This is a genomic window from Candidatus Binatia bacterium (assembly GCA_035631035.1).
In the GTDB taxonomy this organism is placed as follows: Bacteria; Eisenbacteria; RBG-16-71-46; order SZUA-252; family SZUA-252; genus DASQJL01.
The window spans coordinates 1-15579 of sequence record DASQJL010000111.1 but is presented as its reverse complement, the minus strand read 5'-3'; the positions used below and the strand labels follow the sequence as shown (position 1 = coordinate 15579).

The following is a 15579-nucleotide window of genomic DNA, read 5'->3' as shown; positions in this document are numbered from 1 at the left end:
CATCCCCGCCTTCGAGGGGCCGTGAACTTCAGAGAGTGGCATTCCACGACGATAACGCGTGATTCGGCGCGCGGAGGGCTCACGAGCGGCGGCAGCGCACCGGCGCCCGGCTCAACATAGGGTCGTGACCAACTTCTCGATGTCCGAGAGGTCCAAGGGCTTCGTGAGATGGTGGTTGAACCCAGCGGCCAGGGCGCGGCGCTTGTCCTCTTCCTGACCCCAGCCGGTGACCGCGACCAGCACCACGTCCGGCCCCAGGCGCTCACGAATCCTGGCCGCAAGCTGATATCCATTCAGCCGGGGCATCCCGATGTCCAGGATCGCAAGCCGAGGCTGGAACACCTGGATGGCCTCCAGCGCCGACTCCCCGTCATGGGCTACGCGCACCTCGTGGCCGGAACGACGAAGGCTCCAGGCAAGCACCGCGGCCGAGTCCACGTTGTCGTCCGCGATCAGGATGCGGGTTCCCGTCGGCGCCGAGGGCGGACCCGTCGCGAGCCCTTGCCCACGAGATTCCGGCTCGGGCGCCAGCACGATGGGCAGGCGCACGATGAACTCGCTACCGTGGCCGATCCCGTCGCTGTGCGCCTCGATGTGTCCTCCATGAAGCTCGACCAGGGTCCGCGACAGGGAGAGGCCCACCCCCAGCCCTCCCTGGCTGTGCTCCAGCGATTCGTCCACCTGGGCGAACATCTCGAAGACGCGCCCCAGCTGCTCCGGCGCGATCCCGACGCCCGTATCCCGCACGCCGACGAGCACGTCGCTCCCCTCCCGCTCGACCCACAGCCTGATGCGTCCGCCGTTCTCGGTGTACTTCACGGCGTTGTGAAGGAGGTTCGTGAAGACCTGGGCCAGCCGGCCCAGGTCGCCGTCCAGGTAGATCGCATCCGAAGGCATGGTGACGGCGAGCTCGTGGTTCCGCGCCTGGACGGCTGGGCGCACCGACTCCACGGCACTCGCGATGGCCAGGCCGAGGTGGATCCGCTCTTTCCGCAGCACGATCTTGCCGGAGGCGATCCGGCTCACGTCCAGGAGGTCGTCCAGCAGGCGGGAAAGCTGGCTCGTCTGCCGTTCGATGATGTCTCGCAGCTCATGCAGCTCGGGATCGGGCGGACCGATCTGACGCAGGAGTCCGACCGCCATCCGGATCGGCGCGAGCGGATTCCGCAGCTCGTGAGAGAGAATCGCGAGGAACTCGTCCTTGCGCCGGTCGGCGTCACGTCGCGCCTTCTCCGCCAGGATGCTTTCGGTGACGTCGACGCTCGACCCGATGTAACCCGCAAAGGCCCCGCTCGAGTCGTACAAGGGAACCCCGCGGTCGAACACCCAGCGGTACTCGCCATCGTGGCGCCGCAGCCGGTAGGTCCTGGAGAACGGCTCGCGCGCGGCGAAGGCCATGCCGTAGGTCTGGCGGCAGGACGGCACGTCCTCCGGATGGATTCCATCGAGCCAGCCGGCGCCGATCTCCCGCTCGATCGGGCGGCCCACGAAATCGAGCCAGCCCTTGTTGAACCACGTGGCGCCCATGTCCGTCCCCGTGGTCCAGATGAGCACCGGGGCGGCGTCCGCCATGAGGCGGAAACGGCGTTCGCTCTCGCGCAAGGCCGCCTCCACCTGCTTCCGTTCCGTCACGTCGCGGAACACGAGGACGACCCCGAACACGCGGCCGTTCATGATGATGGGCGCCGCGCTGTCGTCGATCGGCCATTCCGAGCCGTCCCTGGCGAGGAGCACCGTATGGTTGGCGAGCCCAACCACCGCGCCAAGGCGAAGCGCCTTCTCGACCGGGTTCTCGACGATCGCCCGGGTCTGCTCGTTCACGATATGGAAGACCTCCGGAAGCGGGCGCCCTCTCGCGTCGGCGCTCGTCCAGCCGGTGAGCCGTTCCGCCTCCCCGTTCAGGAAGGTGACGCGCCCCTCGGGGTCGGTCGCGATCACGGCGTCCCCGATGCTCGCCAGCGTGGTCGCGAGGAGCTCCTTCTCGCGTGCCAGGGACTCGCGCGCCGCGGCGATCTCCGTGATGTCGTGGACGATCTTCGCGGCCCCGATCAGCTCGCCCTCGGAATCCCGAAGCGGTGAGATGCTGAGCGATACCCGGAGGCGCCGGCCGTCTTTGGTGATCCGGTCGGTCTCCAGGCGGTCGACAGGACGGCCGCTCCGGAGCAGCGACAGAATCTCCGGCTCCTGGTGGTGGAGCTCCGGCGGGATGAGCGTCGTGATCGGCTTTCCCACGATCTCATCGGCTCGATATCCGAAAAGCCGCTCGGCACTCCGGTTCCAGGTTCGAACGATCCCGTCGAGGCTCTTCGTGAAGATCGCATCGTCCGAGAACTCGACGATGGCGGCCAGACGGGCGTGCGCCTCGTAGGCGGCGCGCTGTGCGGTCGCGTCGCGGAAGACGAGGACCACTCCGAGAATCGGACCGTCGCCGCGCCGGACGGGCGCGGCGCTGTCGTCGATCGGAATCTCGCGTCCGTCACGGGCAAGCAGGACGGTGTGATTCGCGAGCGCGACGACGCGGCCGTCGCGCAGCACGCTCGCGACCGGACTCTCGACAGGATTCCGGGTCTTCTCGTGAATGATGCGGAATACGGTCGTGAGCGACGTCCCCACCGCCTCCGCACTCCTCCAACCGGTCAGGCGTTCCCCCTCGGCATTGATGGAAGTGATCAAGCCCTCGGCGTCGGTGACGATGACGCCATCGCCGATGCTGCGCAGGGTCGTCGCCAGCTGCTCGTAGGCCTTGGCCATGCCCGATTCGGCGCGCTGTCGCTCCTGCAGCTCGAGGACGAGGCGCGCACGAGAGCGGTGAACGGCCTCGATCGCGAACACGATGAGCGCGGAGCCTGAAAGGAAGCCGAGAAGGGCGGCGATGTCGAAGCTCCCGGGCATGGCGAGGCTGTGGACCGGAGTCAGGTAGAGCCACTTGGCGAGGAGTGCGGCGGCCAGAATCGCCATGATTCCGGGAGCAAGACCGCCGAACCATGCCGCGGCGGCGACCGCCGGGAAGAAGAAGAGGAACGGAAGGCCGGTGGGACCGAGCACGCCGTCGAGCGAACTTCGCATCACGGCTCCGAGGAGCACGCACGCAAGGGCCACGGCAAAACGCGCCGGTACGGCGCGGGTGGCCGGCGATGACTCACCATGGGAAGCGCCCTTGGGAGGGAGCTCGCGGATCAAGGTCGCCCTCCGAGTGGAAGTACGCAGCTTTAAGGATACCTAACGCGCGAGGTCAGGTTTCAAGGGTAAGTTGAAACAGCGCGTATCTCGTTGCGGTGATTGGGGTAGCGGCGCGGCCTGACGGTCAATGCATGTAGTGCGAGTCCATCTCCCCGGCCGCGATCGGAATCTTGAGGTGGTTCTCGGCCGGCGGGATGGGGCAGTTGTAGTGCTCCGAATAGGCGCACGCGGGGTTGTAGCACTTGTTGAAATCGAGCGCGTAGCGCCCGTCGGGCCGCAGCTCGGGATCCAAGTAGCGGCCCACGCCGTAGCTCTCCTTCCCGGTCGTCGCGTCGGTGAAGAAGAGGCTCACGTCCTTTTCCCCGACGCCGGGCTCGAGCAGGCGGTTGGCCTCCAGCCGAACGGGGGTCCCCTTCACCTTGAAGTCGAACCAGCCCACGCGCACGGCGCGCCGGCGATTGCCACGCGTCGAGAGGATGATCGTCGTGTCCGGATGGGGATTGGGCGTGAGGCCGGCGACGATGTGGTAGGCGAGATCGGGCGGGAAGTACTTGATCCCCTTGTACAGCTGGAAGCGAGGGCTCTGCGGGTCGAAGACGATGATCGCCGGGAAACGCTGGTGCGACAAGCGCATCGTGAACCGCCCGACTTTGATGCTCGACGGAGGCACCGTGGCCGAGGTCGTCGTCGTGGAGTCCTTGAGGATCTCGAACGTTGCGCCGCGGTCTACCCCCTCGACACGGAACGAGTCGCCCTCGACCGTCACCCGCAGGTGATGCGGCTTCACCGCCGGGTCCTCGACCCGTACGTCGCTCCCGGCAGCGCTTCCGATCGTCATCGTGGCGCGATCCCCGAAGTCCTGGCGCTGGGTCGTGGCCAGGTAGGACGTCGGCGAGGACTTGAGCCAGGTCTCCGTATCGGAGCGATCCTTGGCATAGGACTTCATCAGGGTGTCGGCCTCGGCCGCGGTCATTGCGGGCCCCGAGTCTCCGCCCCGCCCGCACGAGGTCAGGCCCGCGAGGAGACCTGCGAACAGCCCGAGGACCAGGATCGGCGCGGTGGGCGGCTTGGCTCTCACGTTGGCGTCGTTCATCGGAGCCAGAGGTCGAATCCGAACAGCAGGCTCCGGATGGTGGCCTCGCCGATCACCACGTCGCCATTGTCCTTCCCTTCCTGAAGCTTGTCGAAGCGCGCCTCCAGGCGGAGGCGTCCGGCCTGGTTGCCGATCGGGAAACCGACGCCCGCACCGCCGCCGAAGGTCATCGACGTGGCGCTCGTGCTCCCAAGGAAATTGGCGTGCTCGCTGAAGACGCCCAGACCGGCCGTGACGTAGGGCCGGAATGAAGAGCCGTTGAAGTTGTACTGATAGTTCCCGCCGAGGCGCACCGCGGTGAAATTCTCTCCGTTCGAGGCCTCGTGATCGAGGCTCACGTCCAGGTACGCCTCGTGCGGCGAGGAATCCCCCGCATACGCGACCCGCAGCCCCGGGCGCAACGACGTGAACACGCTGGCCTGGCTGGGGAACCCGATCAGGGTGACGTTATCCGCTCCGGACTCGGCGGGATCGTGAACGGTCAGGCCCAGGTTGGCGCCGAGACCCCACGCCGCGAGCGCGTGCACGGGAGCGAGGCTCATCAGAATGAGAGCGGCCGGAATCAGCACACGTCGCATGGGTTCCTCCTGGCTCCAAGGGAAACACGAGACCGACGAACCGAACCAGCGCGTCCGAGACATGCCGAGGGTCGTTGCACTATCGTTTCCCTTCCTTCCATCCCACCGCGACCAGGCGCGGCGAGCGCCGGCCGTACGGTTCACCCTCGAAATTCCCGTACAGCTTCGCGTCGGAGTAGCCCGCCTGCTCGAAACGCTCGCGCAGCTCCTGACCGGAGTAGAGCGTATGGCTGAACTCGTACGTCTTGGCCCGGCCGCCGCGGATGAGGGTCCACTCGTTCCAGATCCTCGTCCAGTCGTCAAAGATCTCGCGGCGCTGGACCAGCAGGCTGTCTCCAACCTTGTCGGCGCTCACGGGGGCGAAGATCCCGGCGATCTGCTCCTTCCCCATGACTTCCACCACGAGGGCACCGCCGGGCCTCAGGCTCTCGAGAACCTGGCGAAGCACCCGCACGTCCTCGCTCTTGTCCCGGAAGTATCCGAACGACGTGAACAGGCTGAGCGCGAGGTCGAACGCGCCGGGGCGCACGAAGTCGCGCATGTCCTCGCGCACCCATTCCACCTGGACCTTCGCATTCTTCGCCCTGGCGCGGGCCCGGTCCAATAGGTAGCGCGTCCGGTCCACGCCGGTCACGCGGTACTTGCGCTTCGCGAACGCGATCGAGAACCGGCCCGGACCGCAGGCGAGGTCGAGGACCGACTTGCCTCGCGGGCGGGCCAGCCGGATCAGCTTGGGCACGTCCCTGACGGCGGCTTCGATGCGATTCTCGGGAAACATGAAGGGATACAGATCGCGCCAGAACCCGTCGTCGTCGAACCACTCCCGCTTGCGGCGGGGACTCATCCGACGCTCACGCCGCCCAGCTCTTCCTTCCGCAGCCCGTAGAGCGGTCCGAACTTCCGCCATAGGTAGTTCATGTACGGCTCGACCGTGAGGTCCTGTCCCGTCACCCGCCGCACCAGCTCGGCGGGCGTGAACTTGGCGCCGTGGCGGTAGATGTTCTCGCGCAGCCACCCGTGCAGCGTCCCGAACTCGCCCTTTTGGATCTCGTCCGGAATCGACGGATGCGCCGACACGGCCGCATCGAAGAACTGGGCCGAGAGGATGTTTCCCAGCGTGTAGCCCTGGAAGGCGCCCCCGATGCGGCCGCCGAACCAGTGCACGTCCTGCAGCACGCCGTTCCGGTCGTCGGGAACCTGCAACCCGATGTCCCGCTCGAACCGCTCGCGCCACGCGCGCGGGAGGTCCGCGACGGCCAGCTTCCCTTCCAGGAGATCCAGCTCCAGCTCGAATCGCAGCATCACGTGCAGGTTGTACGTGACCTCGTCGGAATCGGTGCGAATCAACGAGCGCTCCACGCGGTTCACGGCCTTGTAGAACACGTCCAGCGACACCCCGCGAAGCTGCTCCGGGAAAGCCGCCTGCATGCGGGGGAAGAAGAACTCCCAGAAGCCGCGGCTTCGCCCGACGAGGTTCTCCCACAGCCGCGACTGGCTCTCGTGCACACCGGAGGAGGTGCCGGACGCGAGCGGCGTCCCCTCGTAGCTCCGGTCGATCCCCTGCTCGTAGAGGGCATGTCCGGATTCGTGCAGCGTGGAGAAGAGCATGTCCGTCAGATCGTCCTCGTTCACGCGGGTCGTGATCCGCACGTCCCCGAGCGAGAACTTGGTCATGAAGGGATGGCGCGTGTAGTCCTGACGCCCGCGCTGGAAGTCGTATCCGAAGCGCCGGATCACCTCGAGACCGAACGCCGACTGATCCTCGAGCCGGGCATGGCGATGCAGGCAGGAATTGTCGGCGGGCGGACGCGACGTGATCGCCTGGACCAGCGGCACCAGGCGCCGGCGCAGCTCGGTGAACAGCGCACGGATCGTCTCGGCTTTCATGCCGTAGTCGGCGAACGCGATCAGGGGGTCGGCGATGTGGTCGTAGCCGGGATAGCAGTCGGCCATGCGCCGCGAGAGCTCGAGCGTCCGTTCCAGATGGCGGCGGACGCTCGCGAAATCGTTCGCCGGACGCGCCGCGATCCACGCCTGGTAGCTTCGCGCCGCCTGCTCGTGCAGCTCCGCCACGAGGCTCGACGGCCGCCGCACTTGCAGCTCCCAGTCCCGGCGGGTGGCGCGGGCCAGCGAGGCCTCGTCCGAATCGTACGGGAGCGAAGCCGTCTCCCGCTCCGCCGCCTCGAGCAGCCTTCCCGTCTCCGGGTCGGTGAACCGCTCGTGCGCCAGCTTGGAGAGGAGCGCGATCTGCCGGCCGCGCGCTTCCGCGCCGCCGGGGGGCATGTAGGTCGTCTGGTCCCAGTGCAGCAGGCTGGCCGCGTGCTCGAGGTCGCTCGCTTCGAGCAGGCGCGCCTTCAAGGCTTCGAGCGCGTTCACGGGGTCCTCCGATGGGGGAAGCGCGGGTGGCGCCCCGAGTCTAGGGGCAACCCGGGGCTCCGACAAGGGATGGTACCTAGGTAGTAGGAAACGGGACCCGGCCCGGGTGTACCGTCAGGTCGTAACGCCGGAAGCAGGTCCCCGAAAGGAGGGACCCTTGGCAGCCCCATTCGACAGCGCCCCGCGCGGCGATCAGCCGCGAGAGGGCGTTTTTTTCGTTTCGGGCCGGTGCGCCCAGGAGGCAGGAGATGAGACGCTTGTCGGATGAAGCACCGGAATCTCCGGTCATCGAGATTCACGAGAAGCAGTGGACGATTCGCAATTGGGTGCTGGCGGGGCTCGTCGTCGCGGTGGTCGTCCTCTCCGGGCTCATCGTGGCCGGAATCCGCGTGAACGAGGTCCGCGAGCAGCGGAACCGCGCCCTGGCGGCCGGCACGACGGGCAAGTTCGTATCGGACATCCAGGACCTGATGCAGCGCGTGAACGAGAAGACGACCGACAGCCGGATCGCCGGGATCGCGGCGGCGGTCGCCGAAAGCAGCCTGGCTCAGGCCGGGGTCAAGATCGCGCGGATGTCGGCGAGCCTGGCACAGCTCTCGAAGGAGCAGGAGGGACTGACGGCGACGCTCGCGGTGCTCCAGCAGCACAGCGCGCTCCTGACCGAGGAGAACGAGGCCCTTCGCGCCGACCTCGCGGCGAGCAACAACCGGATCGTCGCGTTCCAGGCGCAGCGCGTGGCCGATTCCCTCGCCCTCGCGGAGCAGAACGCGTCGCTGAACCGGCGAATCACCAGCGTGGCGGATCAGACGGCGGACGTGGACCGGCGGGTGGGCAAGTCCTCCTCGACGATGCGCGGCCTCGGCGGGGTGACCGCGGCCAACTTCGCCGTCGGGCTGATCCACCTGCTCGGCACGAAAGAGACCAGCGAGGTCAGGCCGTCGACGACGACCGTCGGACAGTAGAAAAGGGTCCAGGCGCGCTTCCGCGAGGAGCCGCGGGGAGCGGCCTGCAGGGATCGAATGACAGGGCCTTGCCCGTGGTGTAGGCTCCCGCGCCATGCCCGATCCGCGCGCGGAACAGCTGGCCAACCTGCTGGTGAACTACTCCATCGCGGCCAAGCCCGGCCAGAGGGTAGCGATCCAGGGGAGCACCTTGGCGGAGCCCTTGATCCGCGCGGTGTATGCCGAGGTGCTGAAGGCGGGCGCGCATCCCTTCGTGCTCGCCCAGATCCCCGGCCTGGACGAGGAGTTCTACCGCCACGCCTCGGACGATCAGCTCCAGCACGTGCCGCCCCCCTTCCGCCAGGTCATGGAGACCTACGAGGGTTTCATCGGGATCTGGGGCAGCGCGAACACCAAGTCGCTCACCAACGTCCCCCCGCAGAAGATGGCCCTGAACCAGAAGGCCGCCGGAGAGGTGACCCGAATCTTCATGCAGCGCCACGCGGCGAAGGAGCTGCGGTGGGTGGGGACCCAGTTCCCCACGCACGCCTCCGCACAGGATGCCGAGATGGGCCTCACCGAGTTCGAGGAGCTGGTCTACGGCGCCTGCCTTCCCGATCGGAACGACCCGATCGGCTATTGGAAGCGCTTCTCCCTCTGGCAGCAGCGCATCGTCGACTGGATGCGGGGGAAGAAGGAGATCCGCGTGCTCGGCCCGGACACCGACCTTCGCCTGAGCATCGAGGGGCGCCCGTTCATCAATTGCGACGGACGCGCCAACATGCCCGACGGCGAGGTGTTCACGAGCCCCGTCGAGGGCTCGGTGGAGGGGCGCGTCCGCTACACCTACCCCGCCGTGTACCGGGGACGCGAGGTCACGAACGTCCGCCTGCGGCTCGAGAAGGGGCGGGTCGTTGAGGCCAGAGCGGACAAGGGCGAGGACTTCCTGAACCAGACGCTCGACATCGACCCCGGCGCGCGCGTGCCCGGCGAGTTCGCCATCGGCACGAACAAGGGGGTGACCCGTTTCATGCGGAACACCCTCTTCGACGAGAAGATCGCGGGCACGTTCCATATGGCGCTGGGGGCGAGCATTCCCGAGTCGGGAGGCACCAACCTCTCGGCGGTGCACTGGGACATGGTGTGCGATCTGCGCCAGGGGGGCGAGATCCGCGTGGATGGCGAGCTGCTCCACAAGGACGGGAAGTTCGTCATCGATTTCTAGGGCTTTTCGGCGCCGCGGGAACGGCGCCGTTACCACGCGATCCGCTTCCGGTCGTGAAAGAAGCCTCCGGTGGGCCCGTTCGCCGGCAAGGTCGCGAGCCACACGATCGTCTCCGCCCCCTTCTCCACGCCCCGCGTCGCATGCGGCCCGCCCATGTCCGTCCGCACCCACCCCGGATCCACGCAGTTCACGCGCGCGTCCGGAAGCGCCGCGGCGAGCAGCACGGTGACCGCGTTCAGCGCCGCTTTCGAAATGGAGTACCCGGGCGCGTAGGTGGTCATGGAGGAGATCTGCCCCGCGCCGGAGGAGACGTTCACGACGCGCGGCGCGGGAGCGCGGCGCAGGAGCGGCGCCACCGCCTGAGTCACGAGCAGCGCCCCGAGCACGTTCGTGCGCATCGTGGCCTCGAAGGTCTCAGGGTCGAGCGTGAGGATGCTCCCGCCCTCATCGAGGAGGACCGCCGCGTTGTTCACCACGATGTCCAGGCGCCCCATCTCGCTCTCGATCCAGCGGCCCAGCGCGGCGACCGACGCCGGGTCCGCGACGTCCAGGGCTCGAGCCACGGCGCGCGGCCCGATCCGGGCGGCGGCTTCGCTGGCCGCCCGCAAACTTCGCCCGGTGACGATCACCGTGTCGTCCCGCGCGGCGAGCTGGCGCGCCGTCTCGTGACCGATTCCTCGCGTCGACCCGGTGACCAACGCCACTTGATCCATCGACTCGGCTCCTTTATGATTCGCCATGTGGCGAATTGACGAAACGGAGGACGCTCGCATGCGGGACCTGGAACTCGCGCTCAAGGCAGCCGGCGACCCCACGCGCACCCGGATTCTCAAGCTCCTCGAAGCCGGCGGGCTGTGCGTCTGCCAGGTGCAGGCGGTCCTGGGGCTTGCCCCCTCCACGGTATCCAAGCACCTCGCGATCCTCAAGCACGCGGGCCTGGTGCGCGACCGGCGCGAGGGCAAGTGGATCGAATACGCGCTGACGCCGCGAGGCACCAACGCCTATGCGCATCCCATCCTCACCATGCTCCGCGGGGCTCTGCAGCGGGACCCGGCCGTGCTGCGGGATCGGAAACGGCTCCGCGCCGTCCTCGCCATTCCGATGTCCGAGCTGTGCGCGGCCGGCCCGGGACGCTCCCGGCGCGCGGCGGGAGCGAAGGCGCTCGCCCTGCGCTCCGCGACCCGATGAACCGATTCGAGCGCTTTCTCACGCTCTGGGTCGCGCTCTGCATGGCGGCCGGCATCCTCCTGGGCAAGGCCGCGCCGGGCTTCGTGGGCGCGCTGCGCGGCCTGGAATTCGGCCGGGACAGCCGGATCAACCTTCCGATCGCCATCCTGATCTGGCTCATGATCTACCCGATGATGCTCCGGGTGGACTTCGCGAGCATCGCCGGCGTGCGCCGCCGGCCCCGGGGCATCCTGGTCACCCTGTTCGTCAACTGGCTGGTCAAGCCGTTCTCGATGGCCCTGCTGGCCTGGGTCTTCTTCAAGCATCTCTTCCTGCCGATTCTCGGTCCCGCGCTGGCCGACCAGTATGTCGCCGGAACCATCATCCTGGCCGCGGCCCCATGCACGGCCATGGTGTTCGTCTGGTCCTATCTCACCGACGGCGACCCGGCCTACACCCTGGTGCAGGTTTCGCTGAACGACCTGATCATGCTCGTGGCGTTCGCGCCGATCGTCAGCCTGCTGGTCGCGGGGGCGAGCGCGCTCACGGTGCCGTTCGCGGTGCTCCTCACCAGCGTGATCGCGTTCATCGTGATCCCGCTGACCCTCGGCGGACTGAGCCGGGTCCTTCTCCTGCGCGCCAAGGGGGCAGCCTGGTTCGAGCGCGCGTTCCTTCCGGTCTTCCGCCCGATCACGACCCTGGCGCTCCTCGCCACGCTGGTCCTGATCTTCGCGTTCCAGGCCGACAACATCACGAGCCGCTGGTTCCACGTGCTCCTGATCGCGGTGCCGATCCTGATCCAGGTCTATCTCAACGCCGGCCTGGCCTACGGCCTGATGCGTTGGCTCCGCGTTCCCCACAACGTCGCCGCTCCGGGCGCGCTGATCGGGGCGAGCAATTTCTTCGAGCTGGCCGTCGCCGTGGCCATCACCCTGTTCGGCCCGGGGTCCGGCGCCGCGCTGGCCACGGTGGTCGGGGTCCTGGTGGAGGTCCCGGTCATGCTCTCGGTGTGCGCGGCGTGCAACCGCACGCGGCACTGGTTCCCCGAGGACCGCCCCGCCGAGCCCATGGCGGCTCCGGCGCTGAGACCCGCGACCCCGGGAGCGGCTTCGTGAAATACGCCCTGATCTCGGACATCCACGGGAATCTCCCCGCGCTCGAGGCGGTCCTCGCCGACCTGGAGACGCGAAACGAGATCGACGCTACGTATCACCTCGGGGACCTGGTCGGCTACGGACCCTGGCCCGACGAGGTCGTCGCGCGCCTCCGCTATCGGGGAATCGCCGGGGTGGCGGGCAACTACGATTCCACCACCGCGACCAATTACCCCCACTGCGGATGCCGCTACGAGAATCCGCGCCAGGAAGAGCTGGCCCATCGGAGCTATGCCTGGACCCGCACGCACATCCATCACGAGACCCGCCATTACCTCGCCGGGCTGCCGTTTCGCCTGGACCTGAGGGTCATGGGCGGGCACGTGCCCGACGGCCCCCGGATCGTCCTGGTGCACGCCTCTCCCGTCGCGAACACCCTGTACTGGACCGAGGACCGCCCCGACTCCTTCTGCCTGCAGATGGCCCAAATCGCCGGGATGCGGCCGGGCGACGTCATCGCGTTCGGGCATACGCACCGGCCCTGGTACCGGGAGGTCGGCGGCATGCACTTCATCAACACCGGCTCCGTGGGAAAGCCGAAGGACGGCAACTGGCAGGCGGGCTACGTGCTGCTCGAGGTGGACGAAGCGGCACCGCACGCCACGTTCGTGCGGGTCGACTACGATATCGAGCGGGCCATGCGCGCCATCCGCGAGAGCGAGCTGCCCGACATGTTCGCCGAGGACCTGCGCACCGGGGGGAGCGCGGCTCCGTCGAACGAATACGTCACCGTCGAGCCCCGGCCGTGAAGCCCGCCACATTTACCATGACCGCTCGCGACGGCCTGATCTAAGATCAGCGGTACCCCCTCCGCCTCGTGACCCTGGCTCCGGCCCGGGTGCCACGGCCGCCGGAGAGGGTTTTTTCGTGAGCCATCCGCGCTTCGTCCGGTCGGTCCCCTTCCCCCTTCTCGCCGCCGCGTTCCTCGCGTTCTCGCTCCCGACGGCCGGTCGCGCCGCCGATCCGCCCAGCCCCACCTGGCAGGAAGCGGGAGTGGCCTACCAGAAGGGAGATTGGAAGACCGCGGCCGCGGCGTACGGCGCGATCGCCAAGCGCGAGCCGGGCAATGGCCGCGCCTGGTTCCGCCTGGGCACCAGCTATTTCAAGCTCGGCAATCTCAAGGAGGCGATCCCCGCGTATCTCAAGTCCGACGCGATCGGGGAGAATCCGCTGGTCCGGTACAACCTCGCGTGCGTCTACACGCGGATGGGAGACAGCGCGCAGGCGTTCGTGTGGCTCGAGAAGGCGGTCGCGGCGGGCTACCGCTCGACCGAGTCGTTGAAGACCGACTCCGATCTGCAGCCGCTCCGCGGCACGAGCCACTTCGCCTCGGTCCAGCAGCGGGTGGAGTGGAACGAGCGCCCCTGCGCTCACCTGGCCGAGAACCGTCAGTTCGACTTCTGGGTCGGCGAGTGGGACGTGCGCGCCCCCGAGGGGAGCGCGGCCGGGCAGAGCTCCATCACCGTGGAGAACGGCGACTGCTGGATCCACGAGCACTGGTCGGGCCTGGCGGGAGGCCGGGGCGAGAGCTTCAACTACTACAATCCGACCACCAAGACGTGGCACCAGACGTGGGTGGACGACCAGGGAGGGATCGCCGAATTCGACGGGACCTTCCACGACGGCGCCATGCGCCTGGAGGGCTACCGGCAGGGGCTGAAGAACGACCGGATCCCCGCGCGTCTCACGCTGACGCCGCTGGCGGACGGCACGGTGCGCCAGCTCGGGGAGAACTCGAACGACGGCGGGAAAACGTGGACCGTGCTCTACGACCTGCTCTACTCGAAGAAGAAGGACGCCCCCGGCGGCAGCTCGGCCGCGGAGAAGGGGTGATCGCGCCTCAACCCTGCTTCGAGACCCGATCGCGGGCGGGCCATCGCGAGAGTGAGGAGGGCTCGCGGAGCAGCTCCGGCACGGTCACGAAGCGATAGCCCTCGGCCCGCAGCCGCTCGATGATCGACGCCAGCCCCTCGACCACGACGCGCCGGTTCGCGCCCGGGACGAGATTCAGGCCGTCGTGGAGCAGAATGATCGCCCCGGGATGCGCGGCGGAGACGACGCGATCGGAGAGCTGCCGCGCGGTGAGCGGATTCCAGTCCACCGGCGAATCGTCCCAGGTCACGGTGTCGAGGGAATCGCTCTCGACAACGCGCATGAGCCAGGGGGATCGCAGTCCCTGCGGCGGACGGAAGAGGCGCGGATAGATGCCGGTCGCGGCGTGGATCTGCCGCTCCGCGCGGTCCAGCTCCGTCCGGATGCGCTCCGCCGGCTCGAGCGCGAGCGCGAAGGGATGCGTCTCGGAGTGGTTCCCCACCACATGCCCCTCGCGCGCGATCTCCGCCGCCACCGCCGGCTCCCGCCGTACCCGGTCGCCGATCAGGAAGAAGGTCGCGCGAACGCGCTCGCGACGCAGGATCGAGAGAACTTCGGAGGTGTAGGGCTCGTTCGGCCCGTCGTCGAACGTCAAGGCCACGGCGCGGTCCCCCCCGGGGCCGCTCCAGTGCGTTCCGCCGAAGGCGCTCGACCACGGCGAGATGGTGTCGTAGACACCGATGCCGACGAGAACCGCCGCGACCACAGAAACGGCCCACGCCAGCGGGCGGGGCGCGGGCGCCCGGCCGGACGGCGGAATCGCCGCTTCCCGCACGTTCGGGAACGATCTCCAGAGGGGGCGGCCGCGGAGCTCCAGCGAGAGGAAGTTCGTGGCGTAGACGAAGAGGCTCCGGCCGAGCATCCGATTCCACCGGCGACAGGAGGTGTAGACCGGAAGATCCTCGAGCAGAACGACGCGCCCCTGCGCGCGCAGCCGCTCCGACAGCTCCGTGTCGACCTGGAGGTTGAAGTCGAGATTCCAGCCGCCGGCCGCCTCGAACGCCCCCCTCAGGACGGAGAAGTTGGCTCCCCAGAGATGCGGGCCCTCCTTGCGGCATCGGTCCGCGCGGTTCAGCAGCGGAAGGAGGCCGCGCGTGAAGAGGCGCGCTCCGAGATTCGGCTTGCAGAAGACGATCTCCCCACCCACGGCGACGACGTCGGGCCGCTCGGCGTATTCATGGACCAGGCGCGAGATCCAGAAGGAAGGCACGACCGTGTCCGCGTCCGTGCTCGCGAGAATCGAGCCGGTCGCGGCGGCGAACCCGCTGGCCAGCGCCCGGCTGTAGCCCCGCTCGGTCTCGGTGACGACGCGCACGCCGCGCGCTCGCGCGACCTGCGCGGTCCCGTCGGTGCTGCCGTTGTCGACGACGATGATCTCGATCTCGCCCGCGTAGTCCTGGCGGCTCAGCGAATCGAGGCACGACGGGAGAAGGACCTCTTCGTTGTACGCGGGAATGACCACGCTGACCTTCATGCGATCGCTCACGGGTCCAACCGGGTCACGTCGTCGCGCATCTCCTTCTGCCAGACGCGCACCGCGGAGGCGTAGGCGTGCTCCGCCCATCCTCGGGCGGGGTTGTGCTCGATGTCGCGATGGGTGGCCAGCACTCCCTGGAAGCGAATCTGCGTTCGCCGGCCGGCGAGCGGCGTCACGTCCACGAACACCCGCCCAAACGCCTTCCCCGAGAAGAGTCGGAAGAGGAGATGATGGATCGGCTTCCATTGGGTCATGAGGCGGTTGCCCGAAGGCCTGAGGTCCCAGTGATCGCTCTGAAGCGCGGCCGCCGAAGCGCTGCGCGAGACGGCGGCGGTTGCGACCACGGTATCCAGATAGGCCTGGCCGAAGAGGAGGTGCCATTCCGGATCATCGGAGCGATGGCGGGCGTCGCAGGCAAGGGAGGGCGGTGGCACCGACGCGTGGGCGGCAGCGCTCCCGGGAATCCCGGAGACGAGAACGAGCAGCGCTGCCGCGATCGCGGTCCGGGACGGCGCC

The 15579-nt window shown here is 68.3% G+C and carries 14 protein-coding genes; 6 read left to right on the top strand and 8 right to left on the bottom strand.

What is annotated here, in order from left to right; translation table 11 throughout:
• Nucleotides 1-111: 111 nt before the first annotated feature.
• The 5 genes from VE326_11735 to VE326_11715 all read right to left on the bottom strand — a co-directional run bounded on the left by VE326_11735 (nucleotide 112) and on the right by VE326_11715 (nucleotide 7227).
• Nucleotides 112-3099 (bottom strand): PAS domain S-box protein, encoded by a 2988-nt coding sequence (locus tag VE326_11735; protein HYJ33880.1) that lies wholly within the window; start codon nucleotides 3097-3099, stop codon nucleotides 112-114.
• A gap of 205 nt (nucleotides 3100-3304) precedes the next feature.
• Nucleotides 3305-4273: a DUF1684 domain-containing protein gene (locus VE326_11730; GenBank protein HYJ33879.1), complete on the bottom strand. Its 969-nt coding sequence runs from the start codon at nucleotides 4271-4273 to the stop codon at nucleotides 3305-3307.
• Nucleotides 4270-4851 (bottom strand): hypothetical protein, encoded by a 582-nt coding sequence (locus VE326_11725; protein HYJ33878.1) that lies wholly within the window; start codon nucleotides 4849-4851, stop codon nucleotides 4270-4272. The genes VE326_11730 and VE326_11725 overlap by 4 nt, the downstream gene beginning before the upstream one ends.
• A gap of 79 nt (nucleotides 4852-4930) precedes the next feature.
• Entirely contained in the window at nucleotides 4931-5695 is a 765-nt protein-coding gene (locus VE326_11720) for a class I SAM-dependent methyltransferase (GenBank protein HYJ33877.1), read from the bottom strand.
• Entirely contained in the window at nucleotides 5692-7227 is a 1536-nt protein-coding gene (locus VE326_11715) for a carboxypeptidase M32 (GenBank protein ID HYJ33876.1), read from the bottom strand. Before VE326_11715 ends, VE326_11720 begins: the two co-directional genes overlap by 4 nt.
• A gap of 248 nt (nucleotides 7228-7475) precedes the next feature.
• Here VE326_11715 and VE326_11710 point away from each other — a divergent pair, with 248 nt between their 5' ends.
• The gene (locus VE326_11710) at nucleotides 7476-8189 is read left to right on the top strand and encodes a hypothetical protein (GenBank protein HYJ33875.1); all 714 of its coding nucleotides are present in this window, start codon (nucleotides 7476-7478) and stop codon (nucleotides 8187-8189) included.
• A gap of 94 nt (nucleotides 8190-8283) precedes the next feature.
• On the top strand, nucleotides 8284-9393 hold the full coding sequence (locus VE326_11705) for an aminopeptidase (protein HYJ33874.1): 1110 nt from the start codon (nucleotides 8284-8286) through the stop codon (nucleotides 9391-9393).
• A gap of 29 nt (nucleotides 9394-9422) precedes the next feature.
• Here the strand turns inward: VE326_11705 and VE326_11700 are convergent, their stop codons facing one another.
• On the bottom strand, nucleotides 9423-10106 hold the full coding sequence (locus VE326_11700) for an SDR family oxidoreductase (GenBank protein ID HYJ33873.1): 684 nt from the start codon (nucleotides 10104-10106) through the stop codon (nucleotides 9423-9425).
• 58 nt (nucleotides 10107-10164) lie between these two features.
• On the opposite strand from VE326_11700, the gene VE326_11695 reads away from it, so the two are divergent.
• The 4 genes from VE326_11695 to VE326_11680 all read left to right on the top strand — a co-directional run bounded on the left by VE326_11695 (nucleotide 10165) and on the right by VE326_11680 (nucleotide 13547).
• Entirely contained in the window at nucleotides 10165-10581 is a 417-nt protein-coding gene (locus VE326_11695) for a metalloregulator ArsR/SmtB family transcription factor (GenBank protein HYJ33872.1), read from the top strand.
• Complete coding sequence (gene arsB, locus VE326_11690) at nucleotides 10578-11675, top strand: ACR3 family arsenite efflux transporter (protein HYJ33871.1); 1098 nt, start codon at nucleotides 10578-10580, stop codon at nucleotides 11673-11675. The genes VE326_11695 and arsB overlap by 4 nt, the downstream gene beginning before the upstream one ends.
• Nucleotides 11672-12463 (top strand): metallophosphoesterase family protein, encoded by a 792-nt coding sequence (locus tag VE326_11685; GenBank protein HYJ33870.1) that lies wholly within the window; start codon nucleotides 11672-11674, stop codon nucleotides 12461-12463. The genes arsB and VE326_11685 overlap by 4 nt, the downstream gene beginning before the upstream one ends.
• 118 nt (nucleotides 12464-12581) lie before the next feature.
• Nucleotides 12582-13547, top strand: coding sequence for a tetratricopeptide repeat protein (locus tag VE326_11680; GenBank protein HYJ33869.1), 966 nt, complete (start codon nucleotides 12582-12584; stop codon nucleotides 13545-13547).
• A 7-nt stretch (nucleotides 13548-13554) separates the two neighbouring features.
• Here the strand turns inward: VE326_11680 and VE326_11675 are convergent, their stop codons facing one another.
• Both VE326_11675 and VE326_11670 read right to left on the bottom strand, forming a co-directional pair.
• Nucleotides 13555-15072 (bottom strand): polysaccharide deacetylase family protein, encoded by a 1518-nt coding sequence (locus VE326_11675; GenBank protein ID HYJ33868.1) that lies wholly within the window; start codon nucleotides 15070-15072, stop codon nucleotides 13555-13557.
• On the bottom strand, nucleotides 15069-15579 hold a 511-nt coding region (locus VE326_11670; protein ID HYJ33867.1), incomplete at its 5' end, for a hypothetical protein. The genes VE326_11670 and VE326_11675, both read right to left, overlap by 4 nt.

Excerpts from the sequence above, each read along its gene's own strand:
- VE326_11730 (HYJ33879.1), bottom strand. The coding sequence starts at position 4,273 with ATGAACGACGCCAACGTGAGAGCCAAGCCGCCCACCGCGCCGATCCTG.
- VE326_11725 (HYJ33878.1), bottom strand. The coding sequence starts at position 4,851 with ATGCGACGTGTGCTGATTCCGGCCGCTCTCATTCTGATGAGCCTCGCT.
- VE326_11720 (HYJ33877.1), bottom strand. The coding sequence starts at position 5,695 with ATGAGTCCCCGCCGCAAGCGGGAGTGGTTCGACGACGACGGGTTCTGG.
- VE326_11710 (HYJ33875.1), top strand. The coding sequence starts at position 7,476 with ATGAGACGCTTGTCGGATGAAGCACCGGAATCTCCGGTCATCGAGATT.
- VE326_11705 (HYJ33874.1), top strand. The coding sequence starts at position 8,284 with ATGCCCGATCCGCGCGCGGAACAGCTGGCCAACCTGCTGGTGAACTAC.
- VE326_11700 (HYJ33873.1), bottom strand. The coding sequence starts at position 10,106 with ATGGATCAAGTGGCGTTGGTCACCGGGTCGACGCGAGGAATCGGTCAC.
- VE326_11695 (HYJ33872.1), top strand. The coding sequence starts at position 10,165 with ATGCGGGACCTGGAACTCGCGCTCAAGGCAGCCGGCGACCCCACGCGC.
- arsB (HYJ33871.1), top strand. The coding sequence starts at position 10,578 with ATGAACCGATTCGAGCGCTTTCTCACGCTCTGGGTCGCGCTCTGCATG.